The 23514-nt window shown below is 71.5% G+C and carries 24 protein-coding genes; 11 read left to right on the top strand and 13 right to left on the bottom strand.

Annotated features, from left to right (window positions below; all coding sequences use genetic code 11):
* On the top strand, window positions 1-630 hold a 630-nt coding region (locus tag C4U03_RS29840), incomplete at its 5' end, for an enoyl-CoA hydratase (RefSeq protein WP_103942436.1).
* 75 nt (window positions 631-705) lie between these two features.
* On the opposite strand, the gene C4U03_RS29835 is transcribed toward C4U03_RS29840, so the two are convergent.
* The 9 genes from C4U03_RS29835 to C4U03_RS29795 are packed head-to-tail and all read right to left on the bottom strand — an operon-like array spanning window position 706 to window position 7830.
* Entirely contained in the window at window positions 706-1494 is a 789-nt protein-coding gene (locus C4U03_RS29835) for an acyl-CoA dehydrogenase family protein (protein WP_103942435.1), read from the bottom strand.
* Window positions 1491-2579 (bottom strand): acyl-CoA dehydrogenase family protein, encoded by a 1089-nt coding sequence (locus tag C4U03_RS29830; RefSeq protein WP_103942433.1) that lies wholly within the window; start codon window positions 2577-2579, stop codon window positions 1491-1493. Before C4U03_RS29830 ends, C4U03_RS29835 begins: the two co-directional genes overlap by 4 nt.
* On the bottom strand, window positions 2566-2976 hold the full coding sequence (locus C4U03_RS29825; RefSeq protein WP_103942432.1) for a nuclear transport factor 2 family protein: 411 nt from the start codon (window positions 2974-2976) through the stop codon (window positions 2566-2568). Before C4U03_RS29825 ends, C4U03_RS29830 begins: the two co-directional genes overlap by 14 nt.
* Window positions 2963-4177, bottom strand: coding sequence for a metal-dependent hydrolase family protein (locus C4U03_RS29820; RefSeq protein WP_103942429.1), 1215 nt, complete (start codon window positions 4175-4177; stop codon window positions 2963-2965). The genes C4U03_RS29825 and C4U03_RS29820 overlap by 14 nt, the downstream gene beginning before the upstream one ends.
* On the bottom strand, window positions 4177-4497 hold the full coding sequence (locus C4U03_RS29815) for a hypothetical protein (protein WP_103942427.1): 321 nt from the start codon (window positions 4495-4497) through the stop codon (window positions 4177-4179). The genes C4U03_RS29820 and C4U03_RS29815 overlap by 1 nt, the downstream gene beginning before the upstream one ends.
* On the bottom strand, window positions 4484-5749 hold the full coding sequence (locus C4U03_RS29810; protein WP_103942472.1) for an aromatic ring-hydroxylating oxygenase subunit alpha: 1266 nt from the start codon (window positions 5747-5749) through the stop codon (window positions 4484-4486). Before C4U03_RS29810 ends, C4U03_RS29815 begins: the two co-directional genes overlap by 14 nt.
* A gap of 34 nt (window positions 5750-5783) precedes the next feature.
* Window positions 5784-6317 (bottom strand): carboxymuconolactone decarboxylase family protein, encoded by a 534-nt coding sequence (locus C4U03_RS29805; protein WP_200827561.1) that lies wholly within the window; start codon window positions 6315-6317, stop codon window positions 5784-5786.
* The gene (locus C4U03_RS29800; protein WP_103942425.1) at window positions 6314-7027 is read right to left on the bottom strand and encodes an SDR family NAD(P)-dependent oxidoreductase; all 714 of its coding nucleotides are present in this window, start codon (window positions 7025-7027) and stop codon (window positions 6314-6316) included. The genes C4U03_RS29805 and C4U03_RS29800 overlap by 4 nt, the downstream gene beginning before the upstream one ends.
* Entirely contained in the window at window positions 7018-7830 is an 813-nt protein-coding gene (locus C4U03_RS29795) for a TauD/TfdA dioxygenase family protein (protein ID WP_103942423.1), read from the bottom strand. Before C4U03_RS29795 ends, C4U03_RS29800 begins: the two co-directional genes overlap by 10 nt.
* Before the next feature lie 390 nt (window positions 7831-8220).
* Here C4U03_RS29795 and C4U03_RS29790 point away from each other — a divergent pair, with 390 nt between their 5' ends.
* The gene (locus C4U03_RS29790; protein WP_103942421.1) at window positions 8221-9657 is read left to right on the top strand and encodes an aldehyde dehydrogenase family protein; all 1437 of its coding nucleotides are present in this window, start codon (window positions 8221-8223) and stop codon (window positions 9655-9657) included.
* On the top strand, window positions 9654-10859 hold the full coding sequence (locus C4U03_RS29785) for a CaiB/BaiF CoA transferase family protein (protein WP_103942420.1): 1206 nt from the start codon (window positions 9654-9656) through the stop codon (window positions 10857-10859). Before C4U03_RS29790 ends, C4U03_RS29785 begins: the two co-directional genes overlap by 4 nt.
* A 71-nt stretch (window positions 10860-10930) precedes the next feature.
* Here the strand turns inward: C4U03_RS29785 and C4U03_RS29780 are convergent, their stop codons facing one another.
* Complete coding sequence (locus tag C4U03_RS29780; RefSeq protein ID WP_103942418.1) at window positions 10931-11623, bottom strand: SDR family NAD(P)-dependent oxidoreductase; 693 nt, start codon at window positions 11621-11623, stop codon at window positions 10931-10933.
* A 197-nt stretch (window positions 11624-11820) separates the two neighbouring features.
* Between C4U03_RS29780 and C4U03_RS29775 the strand changes: the two genes are divergently transcribed.
* Complete coding sequence (locus tag C4U03_RS29775) at window positions 11821-12390, top strand: TetR/AcrR family transcriptional regulator (RefSeq protein WP_103942417.1); 570 nt, start codon at window positions 11821-11823, stop codon at window positions 12388-12390.
* Between the two features lie 21 nt (window positions 12391-12411).
* On the opposite strand, the gene C4U03_RS29770 is transcribed toward C4U03_RS29775, so the two are convergent.
* From C4U03_RS29770 to C4U03_RS29760, 3 genes are read right to left on the bottom strand one after another with little or no spacing between them, the layout of a single operon-like run.
* Window positions 12412-13122: an alpha/beta hydrolase fold domain-containing protein gene (locus C4U03_RS29770; RefSeq protein ID WP_200827560.1), complete on the bottom strand. Its 711-nt coding sequence runs from the start codon at window positions 13120-13122 to the stop codon at window positions 12412-12414.
* Window positions 13112-13831: an enoyl-CoA hydratase/isomerase family protein gene (locus C4U03_RS29765; RefSeq protein ID WP_103942415.1), complete on the bottom strand. Its 720-nt coding sequence runs from the start codon at window positions 13829-13831 to the stop codon at window positions 13112-13114. Before C4U03_RS29765 ends, C4U03_RS29770 begins: the two co-directional genes overlap by 11 nt.
* Window positions 13832-13883: 52 nt before the next feature.
* Window positions 13884-14882: a ferredoxin--NADP reductase gene (locus C4U03_RS29760; RefSeq protein ID WP_103942413.1), complete on the bottom strand. Its 999-nt coding sequence runs from the start codon at window positions 14880-14882 to the stop codon at window positions 13884-13886.
* 46 nt (window positions 14883-14928) lie between these two features.
* Here C4U03_RS29760 and C4U03_RS29755 point away from each other — a divergent pair, with 46 nt between their 5' ends.
* The 7 genes from C4U03_RS29755 (at window position 14929) to C4U03_RS29725 (ending at window position 23409) form a co-directional block, all read left to right on the top strand.
* Window positions 14929-16485: an AMP-binding protein gene (locus tag C4U03_RS29755; protein ID WP_200827559.1), complete on the top strand. Its 1557-nt coding sequence runs from the start codon at window positions 14929-14931 to the stop codon at window positions 16483-16485.
* Between the two features lie 35 nt (window positions 16486-16520).
* Window positions 16521-17702 (top strand): amidohydrolase family protein, encoded by a 1182-nt coding sequence (locus C4U03_RS29750; protein WP_103942411.1) that lies wholly within the window; start codon window positions 16521-16523, stop codon window positions 17700-17702.
* On the top strand, window positions 17699-19126 hold the full coding sequence (locus C4U03_RS29745) for a FadD3 family acyl-CoA ligase (RefSeq protein WP_103942409.1): 1428 nt from the start codon (window positions 17699-17701) through the stop codon (window positions 19124-19126). Before C4U03_RS29750 ends, C4U03_RS29745 begins: the two co-directional genes overlap by 4 nt.
* Window positions 19127-19372: 246 nt before the next feature.
* A complete protein-coding gene (locus tag C4U03_RS29740; RefSeq protein WP_103942407.1) occupies window positions 19373-20950 on the top strand; it encodes a methylmalonyl-CoA mutase family protein in 1578 nt (525 codons plus the stop codon).
* Entirely contained in the window at window positions 20950-21351 is a 402-nt protein-coding gene (locus C4U03_RS29735) for a cobalamin B12-binding domain-containing protein (protein ID WP_103942404.1), read from the top strand. Before C4U03_RS29740 ends, C4U03_RS29735 begins: the two co-directional genes overlap by 1 nt.
* Window positions 21352-21403: 52 nt before the next feature.
* On the top strand, window positions 21404-22360 hold the full coding sequence (locus C4U03_RS29730) for an LLM class F420-dependent oxidoreductase (protein ID WP_103942402.1): 957 nt from the start codon (window positions 21404-21406) through the stop codon (window positions 22358-22360).
* Window positions 22357-23409, top strand: a complete 1053-nt coding sequence (locus tag C4U03_RS29725) for a CaiB/BaiF CoA transferase family protein (RefSeq protein ID WP_103942400.1) — start codon at window positions 22357-22359, stop codon at window positions 23407-23409. The genes C4U03_RS29730 and C4U03_RS29725 overlap by 4 nt, the downstream gene beginning before the upstream one ends.
* Window positions 23410-23514 lie beyond the last annotated feature (105 nt).

Below are 23514 nucleotides of genomic sequence, written 5' to 3'. Positions count from 1 at the left end.
AACGGCAAGCACTTCTCGGCCGGGCACGACCTCAAGAGCGGGGCGCCCGCCCCCGAAAAGCTCACCCTGGAGTGGATCTACACCATCGAGGCCCGCCGGTACCTGGAGTACTGCCTGCGCTGGCGCAACGTTCCCAAGCCCTCGATCGCCTCCGTGCAGGGCAAGTGCATCGCCGGCGGGCTGATGCTGTGCTGGCCGTGCGATCTGATCGTGGCCGCCGACAACGCCGAGTTCTCCGACCCGGTGGTGCACATGGGCATCGGCGGGGTGGAGTACCACGGCCACACCTGGGAACTGGGCGCCCGCAAGGCCAAGGAGATCTTGTTCACCGGACGGGCCATCACCGCCGCAGAGGCCGCGCAGATCGGCATGGTCAACCGCGTCGTGCCGCTGGATGAGTTGCAGGGCGCCACGATGGAGCTGGCCGGCCAGATCGCCCGGATGCACCCGTTCGCGCTGCGCCAGGCCAAACGAGCCGTCAACCAGACCCTCGACGTGCAAGGCTTCTACGCCGCCGTCCAGTCGGTGTTCGACACCCACCAAACCGGCCACGGCAACGCCCTCAGCGTCGACGGCTACCCCATCCTGGTGCAGTACGACGAGATGAAGAAGCGCCTCAAGAGCCAGTGAGAACGGAAACGAGGGGCGGGCCGCATACCGCGCGGCCCGCCCCTCGTCGTCCCCCTTGCGTCAGGGAGCGGCGCATCACAGGTCCACGAGCCGGGGCACGATCCGGCTCGCCTCCAGCGACTCGCCGATCTCCCTGGTCAGCGCGCTCGCCGAGCCGAGCAGGTCGTCCAGGACCAGCACCCGGCGGGCGAACAGGTGGAAACGGTGCTCGGCGGTGAACCCGATCCCGGCCAGCACCTGCTGGCAGTGCCGCATGGCCGTCAGCCCGGCGCGCCCGGCCAGCGCCTTGCCCAGCTTGGCGGTCATCGGGTCGGTGGCGTGCTCCAGCGCCGCCTGCGCCCCCTCCAAGGCGACCAGGGTCTCGGCCAGACGGTGGCGGACCGCCTGGAACGCGGCCACCGGCCGCCCGAACTGGGTACGGGCCAGCGCGTGCTCACGGGCCAGCGCCAGCATCGTCCGGCCCGCGCCGACGATCTGGAGGCCCAGCGCCCGCCGGCCGGCCGCCAGCGCCTCGTCGGTGAGCGGCTCCCACGCCACCCTGCACAGCCCGAGCGCCGGGTCCAGGTCCGCCGGGGAGGGCTCGCCCGGCCGCCCGAACGCCAGGCCGTCCTCCCTGAGCGCCACGACGCCGCCCAGCGGGCGCTTCATCGCGTGCAGCAGCACGTCGTTGAGTACGGGGGCGTGCGCGCCCGTCTCACCGAGCAGGCCGAAGACCAGGGCGACCGCCTCGTCCGGCGACTCCTCCAGCAGCTCGCGCCAGCCCAGCTCCGCCAGCGCCGCGTCCAGGCCGGCGGCGGACCGCGCCTCCGCCATGGCCGAACGCAGGCCCTCCGACAGCAGGGCCAGATCGGCGGCGTCGATCATTCGTTCCCCAGGGAGAGCAGCCGTTTGGCGATGATGTTGCGCTGGATCTCGGCGGTGCCGCCGTAGATGGTGGCGGCGCGCGAGTACAGGTACTCCTCACGCCAGGGTGAGTCGCCGTACTCCACCGCGCCGGGCAGCAGGTCGCGGGCGGTGTCGAACAGCCGCTGCTCGGCGGTGGCCAGCAGCACCTTGTCGACCGAGGTCTCCGCGCCGAGTCTGTCGCCGCGGGTGCGGCGGTGCTGGGTGAGCCGGGACCTGCACCGGATGGCGTGCAGGTCCAGGAACGCCTCGCCGAGCTGCCGCGGCGAGGCGGCCGGCGCCTCGGCCAGCAGCCGGTCCAGCCGGTTGTACAGGTAGGCGATCCGCTGCCAGAAGCACGAGGACCGCTCGTCCGGGAGGATGCTCATCGCGATCTCCCAGCCCTGCCCCTCGGCACCGAGCATCCGCGCGGCGGGGACCCGGACGCCGTCGAAGAACACCTCGGCGAACTCGTCCCTGCCGTGCATGGTCTCGATGGGACGCACGGTGATCCCCGGGCTGTCCATGTCCACCAGGAACGCCGAGATGCCCCGGTGGCCGGGACCGCCGGTACGGGTCAGCAGCACGCACCGCCGCGCGTACTGGGCCAGGGAGGTCCACACCTTCTGCCCGTCGATCACCCACGCGTCGCCGTCCCGGACGGCGCGGGTGCTCAGCGAGGCCAGGTCGCTGCCGGTGCCGGGCTCGGAGAACCCCTGGCACCAGGTCTCCTCGCCGGCCAGCAGCTTGGGGACGAAGCCGAGCAGTTCGGGGGAGGCGTACCGGATCAGCGTGGGCGCCAGCACCTCGATCAGGGTGTAGATGCCGGGCTCGGCCAGGTCGCGGGCCACGACCTCCTCGCCGAGCACCGCGCGCAGGATCACCGGCCCGCCGAGCCCTCCGGCATGCTCGGGCCAGCCCCAGCGCATCCAGCCGGCGTCGAACAGCGCCCGCCGCACGCGGGAGAGCTGGGCCATGTGCCCGTCGAGCGACCCGTCGTGGACGGGGCGCAGGTCGTGCTCGTCGAGCCACGCCCGCAGCCCCGTCCGGAACTCATCGACGTGCATGAGAGTGCGGCCGGCCCGAGTCGTGCTCGCCGTTGCGGCGGATGAACGTCATGGCGCGGGTGTGCAGCCGCCAGCCGTCCGCCGTCCTGCGGTAGGTGTCGTTGTAGTACCCGATCCGCATGTCGTGGGTGGCGTGGTCGACGAAGCACAGGTTCTGCACGCCGGTGCCCTCGTCGCCCCGCAGGTCCAGCAGCGGCGTGGAGACCAGGAACAGCCCCTTGGGCGCGGCGGCGACCAGGCCGGGGAACTCGTCCAGCGGATACTCCTCGCCGAACGCGCTGTAGGTGCCGTCGGGCGTGAAGACCTCCAGCAGCGCGTCGATGTCGCCTTTGGTGATCGAGACCGCGTACTTGGCCAGCAGTTGCTGGATCTCGATGACGTCCTCAACGCTTGTCATGGAAGACCTTCCCTCCTTTCATCACGAAGCGGACATCGGTCAGCACCGAGATGTCCTCCAGCGGATTGCCGGGCACCGCGATCAGGTCGGCGAGCAGGCCCTCGGCGATGCGGCCGCGGTCGTCGGCGCTGATCAGCTCGGCCGCGTTGACGGTCGCCGCCCGCAGCACGTGCAGCGGCGTCATGCCGCGTTCCACCATGGCGACCAGTTCGCCTGCGTTGCGGCCGTGCGGGATCGCGGGCGCGTCGGTGCCGGCCGCGATCCTGACCCCGGCCGCGGCGGCCCTGGCCACGACGGTCTGCGCCCGAGGGAAGATCTCGGCGGCCTTGGCCTTGAGCTCGGGGGCGGCCTTGGACAGGTCCATCCCCTCGGTCAGGTAGGTCGTCGGGACCAGCCAGGTGCCGCGCTCGGCCATCAGCTTCAGGGTCTCGTCGTCGATCAGGAAGGCGTGCTCGATGCAGTCGATGCCCGCCTCCACGGCCGCCCGGACGGCGTCGGCGCCGTGGGTGTGCGCCGCCACCTTGAGCCCGCGCCGGTGGGCCTCGTCCACGATGGCCCGCAGCTCCTCGTCGGAGTAGTGCTGCGCACCCGGGGTGCCGGTGTGCGACATCACCCCTCCCGACGCGCAGACCTTGATGAGCTTCGCGCCGTGCTTGATCTGGTAGCGGACGGCCTTGCGGACCTCCTCCACCCCGTTGGCGATGCCCTCCTCCAGGGACAGGGGCATGATGCCGGGGGCGTAGGCGGAGAACATCGTGGGGTCCAGATGCCCTCCGGTCGGGGTGATCGCGTGGCCTGCCGGGACGATGCGCGGCCCGTCGATCCACCCGGCGTCGACGGCCTTGGCCAGCGCGACGTCCAGCAGGTAGCCGCCGGTCTTGACGAACAGGCCCAGGTTCCTGACCGTGGTGAACCCCGCGCGCAGCGTCCGGCGGGCGTTGCCCACCGCCCGCAGCATGCGCAGCGGGGGGTCGTCCTGGACGGGGGAGAGGACGGCGGTCTCCCCCCGGCCTCCCATCAGGAGGTTGACCTCCATGTCCATGAGGCCGGGGAGCAGGGTGACGTCGCCGAGGTCCAGGACCTCGCCGCTGCCGCCCGCATCGCCCGCGATCCGGTCGCCGTCCACGGTGATCCGGCCGTGCTCCTCGATCTGCCCGGTCTCGACGTGCAGGACGCGGGCGGCCTTGAGCGTGAGCGCCATCAGACCCGGGGTTCGACGAGGAGGTCCAGGTAGGCGGCGCCGCTGTCGGGCACCCGGGCCTGCTTCCACACCTCGATCGGGAACGAGACCATCACCAGGGAGAACATCAGCAGCAGCAGGTTGCGTTCGGGCTCGGGCAGCTCGCCCACGGTGAACGCGTCCAGGTGCTTGGAGGCGCTCTCCAGCAGGGGGAACGCGGCGTCGTAGAACGCCTGCATCTCCTCCATCGAGCTGGCCAGGCGCTTTTCGTAGCGCTCCCGCTCGGTCTCCAGGATCCAGTCGCCGTAGGGCTCCAGGGCCGCGAACTCAGCCGGCAGCATCGGCGTGCTCCTTCACGTAGTCGCCGGCCACCTTGTGCAGGTGGCGCAGCAGGATCTCCTGGTCGTTGAGGGGGAACTCGGTGACCGCCCGGCTCTTGAGCATGGTCTGGGTGGCCTCCAGCGTGTTGGCGTCCTGGAGTGCGTACTCCTTGAACGTCACCGCCGCCAGCTCGTGGGCCAGCCGCTCGCGCGCGGTCTTGGCCGGCACGAAATACAGGTTGGCCTCGAAGATGTGCCGGTCCACCGCGGTCGGCCAGTAGTGGTAGGTCAGGTACCAGCCCGGCGCCCAGATCAGCAGCATGAAGTTGGGGAAGAAGTGGAAGGAGTCCACGCCCCAGGCCCGGTGCCCGGCCGGGTTGACGCCCGGCGGCAGCGGGTCCAGGCCCTCGATGTCGGGCCGGTCCCACGGGCCGAACAGGCCGCTGCGCAGCACCCGCTCGATCGGCTTGACCATGCTCGGGTCCTTGGGCGGGGACATGCCGCCCCAGGAGGAGATCATCGAGTGCGGGCTGCGGATGTCGTAGTGCAGCGCCTCGAAGCCGTAGCCGAGCAGCTTCTCGGCCTCCTCCTTGGTGGCCTGCTTCTGGTGCAGCACCGGCGCGTGGTAGAACTCCGCGAACGCGTCGATGAACAGCTTCCAGTTGCTGCCGACCTCGGCCTTGTAGGTGAAGACCTCGGTCATCTCGTGGAAGGGGTAGCCCTCCAGGCCCTTGCCCAGCTCACCGAGGTACTGGCTCAGCGGGGCGGCGTCGGGGTCGAGGTTGACGAAGATGAACCCCTCCCAGACCTCGCAGCGCACCGACTTCAGGCCGAAGTCCGCCTTGTCCAGGTCGAAGAACTCCTTCTCCTGCTGGACGAAGGTCAGGTTGCCCTCCAGGTCGTACCGCCAGGCGTGGTACTTGCAGGTGAACTGGCGGCAGGTGCCCTTGACCTCCTCGCCGGGGTAGTCGTTCCACACCAGCTTGTTGCCGCGGTGCCGGCACAGGTTGTGGAACGCGCGGATCCGCTTGTCCTTGCCCCGCACCAGGACCAGCGAGGTGTCGGCGACCGCCAGCTCCTTGGTGAAGTAGCTGCCGGTCTTGGGCAGCTGCTCCACCCGGCCCACGTTCAGCCAGGTCTTCTTGAAGATCGCCGTCTGCTCGGCCGCGTAGCAGGCCGGGTCGATGGAGTCGGTGTAGTCGACGGGCCGGGTGCCCAGTTCCGGGTAGTGCTCGGTCCAGCTTCCGGCCGCCGGCTTGCTGAAGTGTGGCATGATCACGCCCCTCTCTGCGTGGAGAATATCATTCTCAGTCAGGACTATCGAAATTCTCGTCAGGGATTCCCGGATCGAGTTCCACCCCGAAGGTGGTGCAGGCCATGGCCAGCAGGCCGTAGGTGCCGACGGTGAAGACGAAGTCCAGCAGCTGGTGCGTGTCGTAGCCCTCGGCCAGCTCGGCGTAGGTCGCCTCCGACAGCGCGCCGGCCTCCTCCAGCTCGTCCACGGCCCGGTTGATCAGCGTGTCGGCGCCGGTGCGGATCCCGGCGAGCTCCTCGTCGGTGACCCCGGCCTCGCGGGCGAAGATCACGTGCTGGGCCCACTCGTACCGGCAGCGCCGCCGCCAGGCCACCCGCAGGATCGCCAGCTCCTTGTCCCTGGCGGGCAGGCTGGACCTGAACAACAGGTGGTTGTTGTACCGCAGGAACGCCTTGGCGAGCCTGGGGTGGTGGGCGAACATGCCCAGCATGTTGGAGGGCGGGGGCTTCCGCCCGGGGGGCATGATGATCGACAGGGCCTCGAAGTCCCACTCCTCGTAGGGGACGGGAGGCAGCCGGGGGGTCACGTGTTCCGCCCCCCGTTCACGCCGATGATCTGCCCGGTGATGTAGCCGGCGTCCTCCGAGGCCAGGAAGGAGCAGGTCGCGGCGAGGTCCTCGGGTCGGCCGATCCGGCGCACCGGGGTCCGTGCGATGTGGTCCTCGACCGTGCCGCCGAGCAGCCCGCGCTCCTCGGCCTTGCGCAGCATCGGGGTGTCGATGAAGCCGGGCGGCACCGCGTTGACGGTGATGCCCTTGGGGCCCAGCTCCAGCGCCAGGGCCTTGGTCAGCCCGTTGACCGCCGACTTGGCCGCCACGTAGTGCGTCATGAACGGCTGGCCCGAGTGCGCGCTGGAGGAGGAGATGTTGACGATCCGGCCCCAGCCCGCCTCCAGCATGTCGGGGAGCGCGGCCTGCACGCAGTGGAAGACGCCGTTGAGGTTGACGTCGATCACCCGCTGCCAGGCCTCGAACGACAGGTCGGTGAAGCGCTTGAAGCCGTCCAGTCCGGCCGCGTTGACCAGGATGGTGACCGGGCCCAGCCGCTCCCGGACGGCGGCCAGCGCCTCGTCCACCTGGCCGCGGTCGGTCACGTCGGCCTTGAAGGCCGACTCGTCGCCTGCGGGGGGATTGAGGTCGAGGACGGCGACGCGGTGGCCGTCGGCGCTCAGCCGCTGCGCGATGGCCCGGCCGATGCCCGAGGCGCCACCGGTGACGACGGCGTTCCTTACGACCATGGCTCGTCACCCCTGACGGTGGTGCGGTGCAGGGTCCGCTCGGAGGTCTGCTCGTACGGCAGCGCCCGGTGCAGCATGCCGGTGTTGTCCCAGATCACCACGTCGCCGACCGCCCAGTCGTGTGCGTAGCGGAACCGCTCCTGGGTGGCCCAGTCCTGCAACTCGTCCAGCAGCGCCCGGCTCTCCCGGGGGTCCATGCCGACGATGTGGTCGGCGGTCGCGCCGATCGCCAGCGAGCACCGGCCGTCGCGGCGCCGCCAGACCAGCGAGCTCTCATGGGTGGGCACGCTGCGCCAGCCCTTCAGCTCCCGCTCGGTCGGGTCGGGCTTGACCAGCCGCTGCGCCGCCTCGAAGGAATGCACCACGCGCAGGCCCTCGTACCGCTCGCGCTCCTTGCCGGGCAGGCTTTCATAGGCCGCGTAGGTGTTGGCGAACTCGGTCCCGCCGCCGGTCATCGCCACGTGCTTGGCGGTCAGCATGGTCGCCTTGGGCGGGACGTCGTCGGTGGTGCCGTCGATGTGCCAGTGGAAGGTGCCCTTGAGGTACTCGGCGTTCCGACTCTTGGCTGGATCGAGGGAGACCGTGAAGATCTCCTGGCCGCTCACCGCGATCACCTCGCCCAGCTTGCGGCTGAACGCCAGTTGCGCCTCGTCGTCCAGGTGCAGCCCGCGGATGAGCAGTACGCCGCGCCACGTGAGCGCCTCAAGGCACCGGGCGACCACCGCATCGTCGAGCAGGTCCTCGGGCCGGACGCCCTTGACCTCCGCTCCGAGATGGGGGCTCAAGGCCACCGTCTCCATCATGAAAATCTCCCTTCCGGATGCGAGAACCATACTCTCGAAAATCGGTCGGCCGGAAGTCCCAGCACCGCCCGGGGGAGACCGAGGCGGGGCGGTGGACCTGGGTCGTCACGCTGGGCGCCGGTGTTTCCCGGCCACCGCGGCGCGGTGCGGTGCGGTCCGGCGCTGTCGGTGTGGAACGAGGGGTGGTGGGGTGGACGCCCTCTCGGGACGTTCTCTCTGGTGGGTGGTTGATTTGCCATTTACGAGAATGTAGTTTCCAGTCAGCCGGCGGAAACAGGACCCGCACCCGGACGCGGTGGCGCCCGTTCTGCCCTCCGGCCAGGCCCGCCGGCCGACCGGCCAGGTCACCGGCGCCGAGGACCCGATGCCGACGATGGAAGTGGTGCGGCCGTGAAGCGCCTGCTCATTGATGGAAAGCTCGTCGAGGCCGAACGGACGTTCGCCTCCCTCAACCCCGCGACCGGCGAGGTGCTCGGCCAGGCCCCGGAGGCCACGACCGCCCAGGCCGAGGCCGCCGTCGCGGCCGCCCGCCGGGCGTTCGACACCACGAGCTGGCCGACCGACGTCGAGTTCCGCATCCGCTGTCTGGACCAGCTCCACCGGGCGCTGGTCGAGCACCGTGAGGAACTGCGCGAGCTGACGATGGCCGAGGTCGGCGCGACCCGCATCAACACGCACGGCCCCCAGCTGGACGAGCCCATCGAGCAGGTCCGCTACTACGCCGACCTGCTGCGGACCTATCCGCTGACCGAGGAGATCGGCGACGCTGAGATCCGGGGTCAGATCCACCGCCGCTGGGTGGAGAAGGAGGCCGCGGGGGTCGTCGCCGCGATCATCCCGTACAACTACCCGATCCAGCTCGCGCTGGCCAAGATGGCCCCCGCGCTGGCGGCCGGCTGCACGGTCGTGCTCAAGGGCGCCCCGGACACGCCGCTGATCACGCTGGCCCTGGGCGAGCTGATCGCCGAGCACACCGACATCCCGCCCGGCGTGGTCAACGTCCTGACCTCCCCCCAGGTGGCGGTGGGCGAGGTGCTCACCACCCACCCCGAGGTGGACGTGGTCACCTTCACCGGCGCCACCGCCACCGGCCGCCGGATCATGGCCGCCGCCAGCGACACGATCAAGCGGGTGTTCCTGGAGCTCGGCGGCAAGTCCGCGCTGATCCTGCTCGACGACGCCGACCTCACCGCCGCCGCCCCGTTCGCGGGCTTCGCCGCCTGCTCGCACGCCGGGCAGGGCTGCGCGATCAACACCCGGCTGCTGGTGCCCAGGCACCGCCACGACGAGGCCGTCCAGTACGTCGCGGCCGTCATGGGCAAGGTGACCTACGGCGACCCCACCGACCCCAAGAACTTCATGGGCCCGCTCATCAGCGAACGGCAGCGCGACAAGGTGGACGGCATGGTCCAGCGGGCCGTCGCGGCGGGCGCGACGCTGGTCATGGGCGGCGAGAAGATCGACCCGGGCTTCTTCTACACCCCCACCCTGCTGGCCAACGTCGACCCCGGCAGCGAGATCGCGCAGGAGGAGGTCTTCGGGCCCGTGCTCGCCGTCATCCCCTTCGAGGACGACGACGACGCCGTGCGCATCGCCAACGACTCCATCTACGGCCTGTCCGGCGGGGTGTGCAGCGCCGACGAGGAACGCGCCCTGGCGGTGGCCCGGCGGATCCGCACCGGCACGATGAGCATCAACGGCGGCAACTACTTCACCAACGAGGCGCCCTTCGGCGGCTACAAGCAGTCCGGCCTCGGCCGGGAGAAGGGCGTCCCGGGGCTGGAGGAGTTCCTGGAGCTGAAGACCTACGCGAAGGTGGTCGCATGAGGCCGCTGGAGGGGGTGCGCGTCCTCGAGGTCGCCATGTACGGCTTCGTGCCGTCGGCCGGGGCAGTGCTCGCCGACTGGGGCGCGGAGGTCATCAAGGTCGAGCACGCGGCCAACGGCGACCCGCAGCGCGGGCTGCGGCAGATCGGCACCATGAAGGTGGAGGGCGACCCCAACCCCAACATCGAGCACGCCAACCGGGGCAAGCGCAGCATCGGCCTGGACATGTCCAGGCCGGAGGGCCGGGAGGTGCTGCACGAGCTGGCCAGGCGCGCCGACGTCTTCCTGACCAGCTTCCTGCCGCAGGCCAGGCGCAAGTTCGAGATCGACGTGGAGCACATCCGCGAGATCAACCCGAACGTCATCTACGCCCGGGGCAGCGCGCTCGGCCCGCGCGGGCAGGAGGCCGACAAGGGCGGCTACGACATGACGGCCTTCTGGGCCCGGGGCGCCACCGCCGCCAGCCTCACCCCGCCCGGCACGGAGGGGATGGTCAGCCCGCCGGGACCGGCCTACGGGGACACCATCTCCGGCACCAACCTGGCCGGCGGCATCGCGGCGGCGCTGTTCCGGCGCGAACGCACCGGCGAGCCGTCGGTCGTGGACGTCTCGCTGCTCAGCAGCGGCGTGTGGGCCATGGGCCACGGGATCGCGCTGTCGCTGCACATGGGGCAGCCGCTGGTGGCGGCCCCGCCGGGCGCCCACGGCGCGCCGACCAACCCGCTGTCGGGCCTGTACGCCACCGCCGACGGCCGCTACCTGGCGTTCGTCATGCTGCAGCCGGCCAAGTACTGGGCCGACGTGTGCCGGCACATCGACCGCCCGGAGCTGGCCGACGATCCCCGCTTCGCCACCGCCGAGCAGATCGCCGCCAACACCGGGGAGGCCGTGAAGATCCTGCGGGAGGCGCTGGCCGCCCGTACCCTGGCCGAGTGGACCGAGCGCTTGGCGACCCTGGCCGGGCCGTGGGCCCCGGTGCAGGACTCCCTGCAGGTCGGCGACGATCCCCAGGTCCGGGCGAACGAGTACGTGGTCCGTGCCGGGGAGCTGGAGCTGGTCGCCAACCCGGTGCAGTTCGACGTCACCGCTCCCGAGCTGCGGCCGGCGCCGGAGTTCGCCGCCCAGACCGAGGAGATCCTGCTGGAGCTCGGCCTGGACTGGGAGCGCATCATCGCCCTCAAGACGGCGGGGGCGGTCACCTGACCGGCGTGCCCATGCCGAGGGTGTGGGAGTCGTGGAGGAACGCCCCGCCGAACGGCGGGGCGTTCCCCTTGTCAGGACAGCGGCGCCGCGGCGTGCGAGACCAGCAGGGCCCCGGGCCGCACGACCAGCCGGCTGCCGGGGGCGGCGGCGCGCAGCGCGTCCTCGACCACGGCGGCCACCTCGTCGGAGTCCGGCGCGGCGCCGTCCAGTCCCGGGAACCCGGCGCCGGCGTCGTCCCGCCGCCCCGGGCAGACCACGCTCAGCCGGATGCCCTCGCGCGCCAGCGGGCGGGCGAAGGCCCGCACCAGGCCGAGGACCGCGTAGGCGGTCATCATGGAGAACGGGTCGTCCTCGGCGGTGAGCGGCTCGGCGTACGGCGCCGTGACCACGATCGACCCGCCGCCGCCGCGGCGCATCGCCGGGATCGCGGCGCGCAGGCCGTACACGACGGCGTGCTGGCTCAGCCCCACCGCCGACCGGTAGCCGCGCAGGTCCAGCGTGGCCGGGTCCCAGCCCGGGCAGCCGGTCCCGGCGTTGAGCACCAGCAGGTCCAGCCGGTCGCCCGCGTAGGCGACGGCCTTGGTGGACAGGTCGGGGTCGCTCGGGTCGCCGACCACGGCGATCCCGTCGACGTCCACGGCGACCTTCTCCACCAGGGGATCCCGGTCGACCAGGACGCAGCGGGTGCCGGCGGCGGCCAGCCGCCGCGCGGTCGCCGCTCCGATTCCGTCGGCCGCACCCGTGATGATCGCCACATCGGTCATGACATGCCGTCCTTCCAGCCAAGAGACCCGTCCCTGGGACGGGCGCCGGTGCTGCTCAGGGGTGGAACGCCCGCGCGGGGCGCCGGGGGTCGAGCACTCCCCTCGGCTGTGACCAGGATTACATGACCTACCTACGTGTAGGTAGGGTGGTAGCGAAATTTGTTGATGCGGCCGTCGGGCCGCAGGGAAGAGGTCCGATGGGCAACACCCGGCGCGAGGAGATTCTCGAGGCGGCGATGGACCTGTTCGCCGAGCACGGGTACCGGGGAGCCTCCCTGGACCAGATCGCCGAGCGGGTGGGCCTGACCCGGCAGGGGCTGCTGCACTACTTCCCCAGCAAGAAGAAGCTCCTCATCGCGCTGCTGGGACGCAGGGAGGAGCTCAACCGCGAGCATCTCGTCGCCGACCACCTCGCCGAGAAGGACTGGCCGACCCAGGTCGCCGAGGCCGTCGCCTTCGACCGGGAGCATCCGGCGCTGGCCAGGATCCACACGATCCTGATGGCCGAGAGCCTCACCGAGGGCCACCCCGCCCGCGAGTACTTCCGCGACCACCAGCGGACGGTGCGCGAGCACATCACCCGGCGGCTCAGCGAGCGATACGGCGACCGGCTGCCCAGCGGCCTGAGCACGCAGGCCGCCGCGGCGGCCCTGCTGGCGCTGATCGAGGGCCTGCAGCAGCAGTGGCTGCTGGACCTGGACCAGACCGACCATCCCGAGGTCATGCGGAGCGTGTGGTCCGTACTGCTGGGGCCCACGACCCCCTGACCCCGCCCGGGGGTGGGGGCCTCACGCCTGAGCCTGCGGAGTCCCGGTGAAGGCGGCGATGGCGGCGAGCACGCCGGGACGCAGGGCGGCGGCGTCCGGCCGCACCTGCAGGTCCACCGTCACACCCGACCGGGCCGCGCGGGCGGCGAACGCCAGCGAGTCGTCCAGCAGCGGGTCCGAGCCCGCCGCCAGCAACCGGATCGGGGGCAGCCCGTGCAGGTTGGCGAACAGCGGGCTGAGCAGCGGGTCGGTGAGCTCGGTGCCCGCGGCGTAGCCGGTGACGCGCCGCCGCAGCTCGTCGAGGTCGAACGTGGGATCGGCGGCCGCGTTGAGCAGCAGGCTGGGCGCCTGCAGGGTCAGGTCGAGCATGGGGGACACCAGCACCGCGCAGGCGGGCTGCCGGGCGCCCTCGTCGCGCAGCCGGACCAGCAGGGCGGCGGCGAGCCCGGCCCCGCCGCGGTTGCCGGCCACCATGACCGGCCCCAGCGGCCGGTGCCGCTCGTAGGCGGCGCTGACGTCCTCGATCGCCTCGGGGAACGTCGCCCGGTAACGGGGGCAGACGACGGTCGCGCCCGTCTGCGCGGCCAGGCGCTCGGCGAGGTCGAGCGCCGGCTCCGGGGAGCCGGACAGGTACCGGTCGCCGTGCAGGTAGAGCACGACCTTGCCGGAGGGGTCCGGCGGACGCACGACCGCGCCCATGGCTCCGGTCTCGACCCGGACGTCACCTGCCACGGTTCATCACCCTTTCGGCCGCCGCCCAGTGCTCGTCGGCCACCCACAGGCGCGCGAAGGCGCGCGCCGCCTCCTCGGCCGTCAGGCCCCCCGACACCACGCGCTTGATCTCGCCCGCCGGGACGGTGGCCAGCGACCTGGCCAGGGCGCGCCAGCCCGCCGCGAAACAGGTCCGGGGCAGCACCTGGTCCACCAGCCCGACGCGCTGGGCCTCGGCGGCCTCCAGCACGGTCCCCGAGCCCGCCAGCATCAGCGCCCGGCCCCTGCCGACCAGGGCGGCCAGCCGTTCGGCGCCGCCCCAGGCGGGCATGATCGCCAAGGCCGTCTGGTTGAAGCCGATCCTGATGTCGTCGGCGGCCACCCGGATGTCGGCGGCCACCGCGACCTCGGCCCCGCCGCCCAGGGCGTGGCCGTTCAGCGCGGCGATCACCGGGCCGGGGAAGGCGGCCAGCCGGTCGCACACGCCCCGCATCCGCAGGGCCATCGCCAGCGCCTCGTCCTCGGTGCGGATCTTGGCCAGTTCCTTCAGGTCGCCGCCGGAGACGAACGCCCGGTCGCCGGCGCCCGTGATGACCAGGGCCCGGGCCCGGGCCGCCTTGTCCAGCGCCCGGTCCAGCTCGTCCATGGTGGCCGGCGCGATGGCGTTGCGGGCCTGCGGGCGGTTGATGGTGATGACCGCCAGCCCCTGGTCCAGCTCAAGGTCTACCATTCGCGCTCTCCGATGTCGGTGGTGAAGTTCTCGTTCATCCGTGCCGGCCGGCTCAGTCCTCGTAGACGACGGTGACGTGTGGGGTTACCGGCTCGCCCTGGCAGGTGAGGACCCAGCCGTCGGCGACCTCGTCGTCGTCGAGGGCGTTGTTCACGCGCATCTTGGCCTCGCCTTCGGTGACCTGGGCGATGCACGTGGCGCAGTTGCCGGCCTCGCAGGAGAAGGGCGGGGCGAGGCCGGCCCGGCGCGCGCTCTCCAGGAAGGTCTCGCCGGAGTGCTGCGCGACCGTGTGCCGCTTGCCGGCCAGGACGATGGTGACCGTGCCGTCGGTCTCCTGGGTCGCGGGCCGCGGGTCCGCGGGCTCGCCGGAGGCGGACCCGAAGCGCTCGATGAGGATCTGCCCGGGATCGACGCCGTGGTCGAGCAGGGCGCGCTCGGTCAGGTCCATGAACGGCGTGGGCCCGCAGATGTAGAAGTCGGCGTCCCGGTCCTCGCCGGCGAAGTCCCGCACCCGCTCCGCGGTGACGAAGCCGCCGTCCACCGCGTCCAGGTGATGGCGCACCTCGAAGCGGCCGGGATACCGCTCGGCCAGCTCGGCCAGCGCGGACCTGAAGATGACCGAGTCGGCGTCCCGGTCGGCGGTCAGCACCCGCACCTGCCGGTCCGTGGTGGCCAGCGCGCTCTTGACCAGCGACAGGATCGGCGTGACGCCGCTGCCCCCGCAGAACGCCACCAGCGGGACGGTGGTCTCCCGTAGGCAGAAGACCCCGGCGGGCAGCGTGACCTCGACCAGGTCGCCGGGGGCGAGATGGTCGTGCATCCAGTTCGAGACCAGGCCGCCGGGGACCCGCTTCACCGTCGTCATGAACTCGTCGTCGGTGTCCGGGGAGCTCGACATCGAGTAGCTGCGCAGGGTCCCGCAGGCCCGCAGCGTCACGAACTGACCCGCCCGGTAGGGGAACGCGGCGTCGAGCACGTACGTGCGCGTGTCGGCCGTCTCCTGGACGATCCGCCTGATCCGCACCGGGTGGAAACCGTGGTCTCGTGCCATGTATGGAATCTAGCTTCTCACCTGGAGAGAGTGCAATTATCGTCTCATGGAACGATCTCTCACCCTGCGAACGATCCCCGCCGAGCTGGTCCAGCGCTACGAGGCGGAGGGATGGTGGACCCGGGACACGCTCGGGGACCTGCTGGCGCGAGGACTTCAGGCCGCTCCCGGGACGCGCTTTCGCGTGCACTCGGCCGTACGGCCGTGGGACGGGACCTTCGGCGATGTCGAGCGGGTCGCGCGCAGGCTGGCCGGGGGACTGCGCGGGCGGGGTGTCGGCCCCGGAGACGTGGTGGCGTTCCAGCTCCCCAACTGGATGGAGGCCGCCGCGGTCTTCTGGGCCTCGGCGTTCCTCGGCGCGGCCGTGGTGCCGATCGTGCACTTCTACGGGCGCAAGGAGGTCGGCTACATCCTGGAGACGATCAAGCCCCGTGTCTTCGTCTCCGCTGAGCGGTTCGGGCGCATGGAGCACCAGCCCGACCTGTGCGCGGACGTGCCCGTCGTCGGTGTGGTCGGGCGCGACTTCGAGGACCTGCTCGCCGACGACCCGATGCCCGGCGTCCTGGCGGCCGACCCGGCGGACCCGGCGCTCATCGCGTTCACCTCCGGCACGACGCGCGACCCCAAGGGCGTCGTCCACAGCCACCGGACGCTCGGCTACGAGACGCGCCAGCTCGCCGGGCTCTACCCGCCCGACCGGGGCCGCCAGCTCACCGCCGCTCCGGTGGGCCACTTCATCGGCATGGTGAACGCCTTCCTGATCCCCGTGCTGGACGGCACGCCGGTCAACCTCGCCGACGTCTGGGACCCGGCGCGGGTGCTGGCGCTGATGGAAGACGACGGGCTCACCGTCGGGGGCGGCGCCACGTACTACATGACGAGCCTGCTCGACCACCCGGACTTCACCCCCGGCCACCTGGCGCACATGAAGTACGCCGGCCTCGGCGGGGCGGCGGTGCCGGCGGCGGTGACCACCCGGCTGGCGGAACTGGGCATCACGGTGTTCCGCTCGTACGGCAGCACCGAGCACCCGTCGATCACCGGCTCCCGGCACACCGCGCCCGAGGCCAAGCGGCTGTTCACCGACGGGGACGCGCTGCCCGGAGTGGAGATCCGGCTGGGCGAGGACGGCGAGATCTTCAGCCGGGGCCCGGACCTGTGCATCGGCTACACCGACCCGGCCCTGACGGAGGCGGCCTTCGACGCCGACGGCTGGTACCGCACGGGCGACATCGGCGTGCTCGACGCCGACGGCTACCTGACGATCACCGACCGCAAGTCCGACGTCATCATCCGCGGCGGCGAGAACATCAGCGCGCCGGAGGTGGAGGACCTGCTGCTGGCCATGCCCGCGATCGCGGAGGCCGCGGTGGTGGCCGCCCCCGACCCGCGGCTCGGCGAGCACGCCGCGGCGGTGGTGCGGCTGCGGCCCGGGCACGACGTGCCCACGCTCGACCAGCTGCGCGCCCACCTGGAGCGGGCGGGCCTGGCCAGGCAGAAGTGGCCGGAGGAGCTGCACGTCGTGGCCGACTTCCCGCGCACCGCCAGCGGCAAGGTTCAGAAGTTCCTTCTCCGGCGAGACATTGCGGCGCACAATCGGTGAGAATACTATTCTCTGCAATAGCGAGGGAGGATCTCATGCCGTCACGCGAGCTGCCGTTTCCGCTGTTCGACGCGGACAACCACCTGTACGAGACCCCGGAGGCGCTGACCAGGCACCTGCCCAAGCAGTACGAGGGGGCGGTCCAGTACGTGCAGGTGAAGGGCCGTACCAAGATCGCGGTGCGGGGCCAGATCAGCGAGTACATCCCCAACCCCACCTTCGAGGTGGTCGCCCGTCCGGGGGCGATGGAGGAGTTCTTCCGCGTGGGCAACCCCGACGGCAAGAGCCGCCGGGAGATCTTCGGCGAGCCGATGAAGTCGATCCCCGCCTTCCGCGAGCCGGCGCCCCGCCTGGAACTGATGAACGAGCAGGGCATCGAGCGGACGCTGATGTTCCCGACCCTGGCCAGCCTCATCGAGGAGCGGATGCGCGACGACCCCGAACTCATCCACGCGGTCGTGCACGCGCTCAACCAGTGGCTGTTCGAGGTCTGGTCCTTCAACTACCAGGACCGCATCTTCACCACCCCGGTCATCAGCCTGCCCATTGTGGACAGGGCGATCGAGGAGCTGAACTGGTGCGTCGAGCGCGGCGCCAAGGCGATCCTGGTCCGGCCCGCGCCGGTGCCCGGGTTCCGCGGCCCGCGGTCCTTCGCGCTGCCGGAGTTCGACCCGTTCTGGAAGCGGGTCCAGGAGCTCGGCATCCTGGTCGGGCTGCACTCCTCCGACAGCGGCTACAGCCGGTACGCCAACGACTGGGAGCCGCAGACCGAGATGCTGCCCTTCAAGCCGAGCGCCTTCCGCTCGGCCCAGGAGTGGCGGCCGATCCAGGACGCGGTGACGTCGATGGTCTGCCACGGCATGCTCAGCCGCTTCCCCGACCTGAAGGTCGCGGTCATCGAGAACGGCATGGCCTGGGTGGGGCCGATGATGCAGACCCTGTCGGACGTCTACAAGAAGATGCCCAACGAGTTCCAGGAGCACCCGGTCGAGGTCATGCGGCGCAACGTCCATGTCAGCCCCTTCTGGGAGGAGAACATGGCGGACCTGGCCGAGCTGCTCGGCGCGGACAACGTGCTGTTCGGCTCGGACTACCCGCACCCCGAGGGCCTGGCCGACCCGGTGACCTACATCGACGAGCTGGAGAGGGTCGGCCTCGGCCAGGCCGAGCAGGCCAAGGTCATGGGCGGCAACATGGCCCGGCTGATGTCGGTATGACCTGGGAGACCATCCCGCAGCTGGTGCAGTCCGCCGGCGACCGCTTCGGTGACGCCGAGGCGGTCGTCGACGGCCCGCTGCGGATCACCTTCGCCGAGCTGGCCGAGCGGGTCCGGGTGGCCGCCGGCGCGTTCGCGGCCGCGGGGGTCGAGCGCGGCGACCGGGTGGTGGTCTGGGCGCCCAACTCGGCCGAATGGATCGTCGCGGCCTTCGGCCTGGTGACCGCGGGCGGGGTGCTGGTACCGATCAACACCCGGTGGAAGGCCGCCGAGGCCGCCGACGTCATCGTCCGCAGCCGCGCCAAGGCCGTCCTGGTCCAGCAGGGCTTCCTCGACCAGGAGTACGCCGCTCCGGCGGGCGTGCCGATGATCGACCTCAAGTCGGGCTTCCTGTCCAGCGGCTCGCCGCTGGAGCGCAAGGTGAGCGGGGAGGACATCGCCGACATCCTGTTCACCTCCGGCACGACCGGGCGGCCCAAGGGCGTCATGATGAACCACCTGCAGACGCTTCGGCTGTACTCGGAGTGGTGCGACCTGGCCGACTTGCGGGAGGGCGACCGCTACCTGGCCGTCAACCCCTTCTTCCACACCTTCGGCTACAAGGCGGGCTGCGTCGCGTCCATGGTCCGCGGCGCCACCGTCATCCCGGTGCCGGTCTTCGAGCTGGACCGGGTGCTGGAACTGGTGGAGCGCGAGAAGGTCACGATGCTGCCGGGACCGCCCACGCTCTACCATTCGCTGCTGTCGGTGCGGACCGACCGGGACATCTCGTCTTTGCGTGCGGCCGTCACCGGCGCCGCCGACATCCCCGTCGAGCTGATCCGCCGGATCAGGAGCGAACTGCCGTTCCAGACCATCATGACCGGCTACGGGCTCACCGAGGCGGGGACCGCCACCGCGTCGCGGCTCGGGGACTCGTTCGAGGACATCGCCACGACGGTCGGCACTCCCTGCGACGGCGTCGAGGTGCGGATCGCCGATGACGGCGAGGTCCTGGTCCGCGGCTACTCGGTCATGCAGGGCTATCTGGACGACCCGGAGGCGACGGCCGAGGCGATCGACGCCGACGGCTGGCTGCACACCGGGGATCTGGGGAGCCTGGACGAGCGGGGGTACCTGCGGATCGTCGGCCGTAAGAAGGACATGTTCATCGTGGGCGGCTTCAACGCCTATCCGGCCGAGATCGAGGGCTTCCTGATGGAGCACCCAGCCGTCGCCCAGGCCGCGGTGATCGGCGTCCCGGACGAGCGGATGGGGGAGGTCGGTAAGGCCTTCGTGGTGTGCAGCGGCCCGCTGACGGCAGAGGAGCTGATCGCCTGGAGCCGTGACCGGATGGCCGGCTACAAGGTGCCCCGCCATGTGGAGTTCCTGGAGGAACTGCCGCTCAACGCCACCGGAAAGGTGGACAAGGCCCGGCTGCGCTGACACCGGCCGGGACGTCCGCCCGGCACGGGTCGGCCGCAGAGTTCAGGCAGTGGTGGAACGGCCGCCGCGTCCCTCGGCGCGGCGGCCGTTTCGTCCCTGCCCGCTCGCCTCAGGGGAACGGTCCCTGAGACACCGGCCATAGCCGGCCGCCGGGAGCCGCTCCACCGCAGGTCAGCGGCGGGTTGATCATAAGATTCTCTTCATTGGTATTGGCATTCTCGTTTGACGCAAGTAACGTATCGGGCGATGAACGACTTCGCCCAGACCTCGTCCGGCATCCCGCTCCAGCCGGTCTACGGACCGGCGGACCGGGCCGCCGAGCCGCCCGAACCGGGTCGCTTCCCCTTCACGCGCGGCAACTACGCCTCCGGCTACCGGGGGCGGCTGTGGACGTTCCGGCAGTACTCCGGGTTCGGCACCGCGGAGGAGTCCAACCGCCGTTACCGCTACCTGCTGGAGCAGGGCGGCACCGGGCTGTCGGTGGCGCTCGACCTGCCCACCCAGTGCGGCTACGACTCCGACGACCCCGAGGTGAGCGAGGAGGTGGGGCGGGTCGGCGTCGCGGTCGACACCCTCGCCGACGCCGAGATCCTGTTCGAGGGCATCCCGCTGGACCGGATCAGCACCAGCTTCACCATCAACGGGACCGCCGCGATCCTGCTGGCGTTCTACGTGGCCGCCGCCGAGCGCAAGGGCGTGCCCCGGGCGAAGCTCACCGGGACGATCCAGAACGACATCCTCAAGGAGTACGCCTCGCGCGGCACCTGGATCTGGCCGCCCGAGCCGTCGCTGCGGCTGATCGCCGACACCATCGAGTTCTGCGCGGCCGAGGTGCCGAAGTTCAACGCGATCTCGGTGGCCGGCGCGCACTTCCGGGATGCCGGGGCCACCGCGGTGCAGGAGATGGCCTTCACCCTCGCCGACGGGGTCACCTACTGCGACACCGTGCTGGAACGCGGCCGGATGACCATCGACAGGTTCGCGCCGCAGATCTCCTTCTTCTTCTACACGCACGGCGACTTCTTCGAGGAGATCGCCAAATACCGGGCGGGGCGGCGGCGCTGGGCGACGATCGTCCGCGAACGCTACGGCGCGACCACGGACAAGGCGTCGATGTTCAGGTTCGGCTGCGTGGCGGGCGGTGCCTCCCTGTACGCCCCGCAGGCGCGCAACAACGTCGTGCGGATCGCCTACGAGGCGATGGCCTCGGTGCTGGGCGGCGTCCAGTCGATGTTCACCGCCGCCTGGGACGAGCCGTTCGCCCTGCCCAGCGAGGAGTCGGCGACCCTGGCGCTGCGCACCCAGCAGATCCTGGCCTACGAGACCGGGGTCACCAGGGTCGCCGACCCGCTCGGCGGCTCCTACTTCGTCGAGGCGCTGACCGACGCCACCGAGGCCGGGATCGTCGAGATCATGGACGACCTCGAACGGCACGGCGGCATGGTCCGTGCCATCGAGGACGGCTACCTGCAGGGCCTCATCGCCGACGAGGCCTACCGGCTGCACCAGGAGATCGAGTCCGGCGACCGGCCGGTGGTCGGGGTCAACCGGTTCGTCTCCGACGAGCCGCCACCGGACATCGCGACCTACGAGCTGGACGCCGCGGGCCGCGACCGGCAGCTCAAGCGGCTCGCCCAGGTCAAGGACGAGCGCGACGACGCCGAGGTGAAGGCCCGCCTGGCCGCCCTGTCCCGGGCGGCCGAGGGCGACGACAACCTGATGGGCCCCCTGATCGACTGCGCCAACGCCTACTGCACGGTCGGTGAGATGGTCGCCGCGCTCAAGGCGGTCTGGGGCGAGTTCCAGCAGCCGGTGGTGTTCTGATGCGGACCCGAGTCCTGATCGCCAAGCCCGGCCTGGACGGCCACGACCGCGGCGCCAAGATCGTCGCCCGCGCGCTGCGCGACGCGGGGTTCGAGGTCGTCTTCACCGGCATCCGCCAGCGGATCGACGACATCGTGGCGATCGCCGTGCAGGAGGACGTGGCCGTCGTCGGCCTGAGCATTCTGTCCGGCGCCCATGTCGCGCTGACCACCCGCACCGTCGAGGCGCTGCGGGCCGCCGACGCCGGGGACATCGCCGTCATCGTCGGCGGGACCATTCCCGCCGGCGACGTCCCCCGCCTGAAGGAGGCGGGCGCCGCCGCGGTGTTCCCCACCGGCACCGCCCTGGACGCCATCGTGGCGGAGGTCCGTGCCCTCACCACCGCTCCCGCATCGCCCTGACCGGCACGCACGGTACACGCAAGCAGATGAAGCCAACGAACCTGGAGGGACAGTGCGGGTCGGTGTGATGGTCGGGCCGGAGCGCGGCGACTCCGCGCGCAAGGTCGCCCGGATGATCGAGGACGTGACGTGGGCCGAGAACGCGGGCATGGACACCGTCTGGGTGCCGCAGATCCCCACGGACTTCGACGCGCTGGTGGCCGTGGCGCTGATGGGCGCGCGGACCGAGCGGATCGAGCTGGGCACGGCGGTCGTCCCGCTGCAGCCGCAGCACCCGATCGCGCTGGCGCGGCAGGCGCTGTCCGCGCAGGCCGCCACGGGCGGGCGGCTGGCGCTGGGCCTGGGACCCTCGCACCACTGGATCGTGCGGGACATGCTCGGCCTGCCGTACGAGAAGCCGGCCGCGTTCACCCGCGACTACCTGGACGTCCTGGACGTCGCGCTGCGCGGTCCGGGGGAGGTCGACGTCGAGAACGAGACGTTCACCGTGCACAACCCGCTCGGCATCGGCCCGGTGGCCCCGATGCCGGTGCTGCTCGCCGCGCTCGGCCCGGTCATGCTGCGGCTCGCCGGTGAACGCGCCGACGGGACCGTGCTGTGGATGGCCGATGAGCGCGCGGTCGCCGAGCACGTCGTGCCCCGCATCACCAAGGCGGCAGAGGAGGCCGGCCGGCCCGCTCCGCGCATCGTCGCGGGCGTCCCGGTCTGCCTGTGCAGGCCGTCGGAGGTGGAGGCGGCCCGCGAGCGTGCCAACCGGATCCTCGGCGAGGCCGAGATCTCGCCCAACTACCAACGGCTGCTGGAGTACGGCGACGCCAGGGACATCGGCGACCTGTGCGCGGCCGGCGACGAGGAGGCCATCGCAGCCCGGCTGCGGCGGTTCGCCGACGCCGGCGTCACCGACCTGTCGGTGCGGCTGCTGCCGATCGGCGAGGGCCGGGACGCGCTGGTCGCCTCCAAGCGCCGGACCCGCGAGGTGATCTCCCAGATCGCCGCGGAGCTGAGGTGACCGGCGGACCGCTGGCGGGCATCCGCATCCTGGAGGTCGGCCACATCCTGGCGGGCCCCTACGCCACCATGCTGCTGGCCGACCTCGGCGCCGAGGTCACCAAGATCGAGCCGCCGAGCGGAGACCTGTCCCGGCAGGTCGGTGACGCCTACTTCGCCAGCATCAACCGCAACAAGCGCAGTGTCCGCCTGGACCTGACCACCGAGGCGGGCCGGGCCCGCCTCGGTGAGCTGGTCGCCGAGTCGCACGCGCTGCTGGTCAACCTGAAACCGTCGGCGATCCGCCGGCTGGGGCTCACCTACGACGTCCTGCGCGCGTGGAACGAGCGGATCGTCTGCGTCGCGCTCACCGGCTTCGGCCTGGCGGCCGGCGACGAGCCCGCCTTCGACTACGTGGTCCAGGCAGCCACCGGCGTCGCCGCGCTCACCGGTGACCCCGAGGGCCCGCCGACCCTGCCCGGCTACTCCTCGGCCGACAACTCCGCCGGGATGGCCGCCGCGCTCGGCCTGCTCGCCCAGATCGTCTCCGGGCGCGGCGGCCAGGTGGAGGTGTCGCTGCGGGACGTGATGCTGTCCCAGCTCAACTACAAGGCGTCGGCCTATCTCAACGAGGGGGCCGAGCCGCGGCGGCTGCCCTTCGGGGCACACTCCTACTACGTCCCGGCCCAGCTCTTCCCGACGGCCGAGGGGTACCTGGCGCTGTTCGTCACGCACGACGGCTTCTGGAGGTCCTTCGCGGCCGAGGCGGGCGTCGAGGGCTTCCCGACGATGGCCGAGCGCGCGGCGCGCCGCGAGGAGGTGCTGGCCGCCGTGACGAAGGCCCTGGCCGCCGACACCGCACTGGGCTGGGAGTCTCGTCTGCGCCCGCTGGGCGTCCCGGCGGCGGCCGTGCGGACGCTGCCGCAGGCGCTGGAGGCCACCCCGGAGATGGTCGTGACGGCCGGGGACTTCCGGCTGGTCGGCAGCCCGATCCGCATCGCCGGATACGAGCCCGCCTACGGGCCGCCGCCCCGCCTGGGGGAGCACGGCGACCTACCGGAGCGTTCGTAGCGGACCGCCCCAGCACGCCCTGACCAGGGATCACGTTCTCCTCGGTCAGGGCCTTGCCCATGCCCGGGGCCGTGGCGCCGCACGAGGGCGTCCCGCCGCCCGCCG

Origin of the sequence: Thermomonospora echinospora, assembly GCF_900108175.1 — a bacterium.
GTDB lineage: Bacteria > Actinomycetota > Actinomycetes > Streptosporangiales > Streptosporangiaceae > Thermomonospora > Thermomonospora echinospora.
The sequence above is the reverse complement of the archived record's forward strand: the minus strand, read 5'-3'. Positions and strand labels throughout refer to the sequence as shown.

Excerpts from the sequence above, each read along its gene's own strand:
- C4U03_RS29835 (WP_103942435.1), bottom strand. The coding sequence starts at position 1,494 with ATGATCGACGCCGCCGATCTGGCCCTGCTGTCGGAGGGCCTGCGTTCG.
- C4U03_RS29830 (WP_103942433.1), bottom strand. The coding sequence starts at position 2,579 with ATGCACGTCGATGAGTTCCGGACGGGGCTGCGGGCGTGGCTCGACGAG.
- C4U03_RS29825 (WP_103942432.1), bottom strand. The coding sequence starts at position 2,976 with ATGACAAGCGTTGAGGACGTCATCGAGATCCAGCAACTGCTGGCCAAG.
- C4U03_RS29820 (WP_103942429.1), bottom strand. The coding sequence starts at position 4,177 with ATGGCGCTCACGCTCAAGGCCGCCCGCGTCCTGCACGTCGAGACCGGG.
- C4U03_RS29815 (WP_103942427.1), bottom strand. The coding sequence starts at position 4,497 with ATGCTGCCGGCTGAGTTCGCGGCCCTGGAGCCCTACGGCGACTGGATC.
- C4U03_RS29810 (WP_103942472.1), bottom strand. The coding sequence starts at position 5,749 with ATGCCACACTTCAGCAAGCCGGCGGCCGGAAGCTGGACCGAGCACTAC.
- C4U03_RS29800 (WP_103942425.1), bottom strand. The coding sequence starts at position 7,027 with ATGGTCGTAAGGAACGCCGTCGTCACCGGTGGCGCCTCGGGCATCGGC.
- C4U03_RS29795 (WP_103942423.1), bottom strand. The coding sequence starts at position 7,830 with ATGATGGAGACGGTGGCCTTGAGCCCCCATCTCGGAGCGGAGGTCAAG.
- C4U03_RS29785 (WP_103942420.1), top strand. The coding sequence starts at position 9,654 with ATGAGGCCGCTGGAGGGGGTGCGCGTCCTCGAGGTCGCCATGTACGGC.
- C4U03_RS29780 (WP_103942418.1), bottom strand. The coding sequence starts at position 11,623 with ATGACCGATGTGGCGATCATCACGGGTGCGGCCGACGGAATCGGAGCG.
- C4U03_RS29775 (WP_103942417.1), top strand. The coding sequence starts at position 11,821 with ATGGGCAACACCCGGCGCGAGGAGATTCTCGAGGCGGCGATGGACCTG.
- C4U03_RS29765 (WP_103942415.1), bottom strand. The coding sequence starts at position 13,831 with ATGGTAGACCTTGAGCTGGACCAGGGGCTGGCGGTCATCACCATCAAC.
- C4U03_RS29760 (WP_103942413.1), bottom strand. The coding sequence starts at position 14,882 with ATGGCACGAGACCACGGTTTCCACCCGGTGCGGATCAGGCGGATCGTC.
- C4U03_RS29755 (WP_200827559.1), top strand. The coding sequence starts at position 14,929 with ATGGAACGATCTCTCACCCTGCGAACGATCCCCGCCGAGCTGGTCCAG.
- C4U03_RS29750 (WP_103942411.1), top strand. The coding sequence starts at position 16,521 with ATGCCGTCACGCGAGCTGCCGTTTCCGCTGTTCGACGCGGACAACCAC.
- C4U03_RS29745 (WP_103942409.1), top strand. The coding sequence starts at position 17,699 with ATGACCTGGGAGACCATCCCGCAGCTGGTGCAGTCCGCCGGCGACCGC.
- C4U03_RS29740 (WP_103942407.1), top strand. The coding sequence starts at position 19,373 with ATGAACGACTTCGCCCAGACCTCGTCCGGCATCCCGCTCCAGCCGGTC.
- C4U03_RS29735 (WP_103942404.1), top strand. The coding sequence starts at position 20,950 with ATGCGGACCCGAGTCCTGATCGCCAAGCCCGGCCTGGACGGCCACGAC.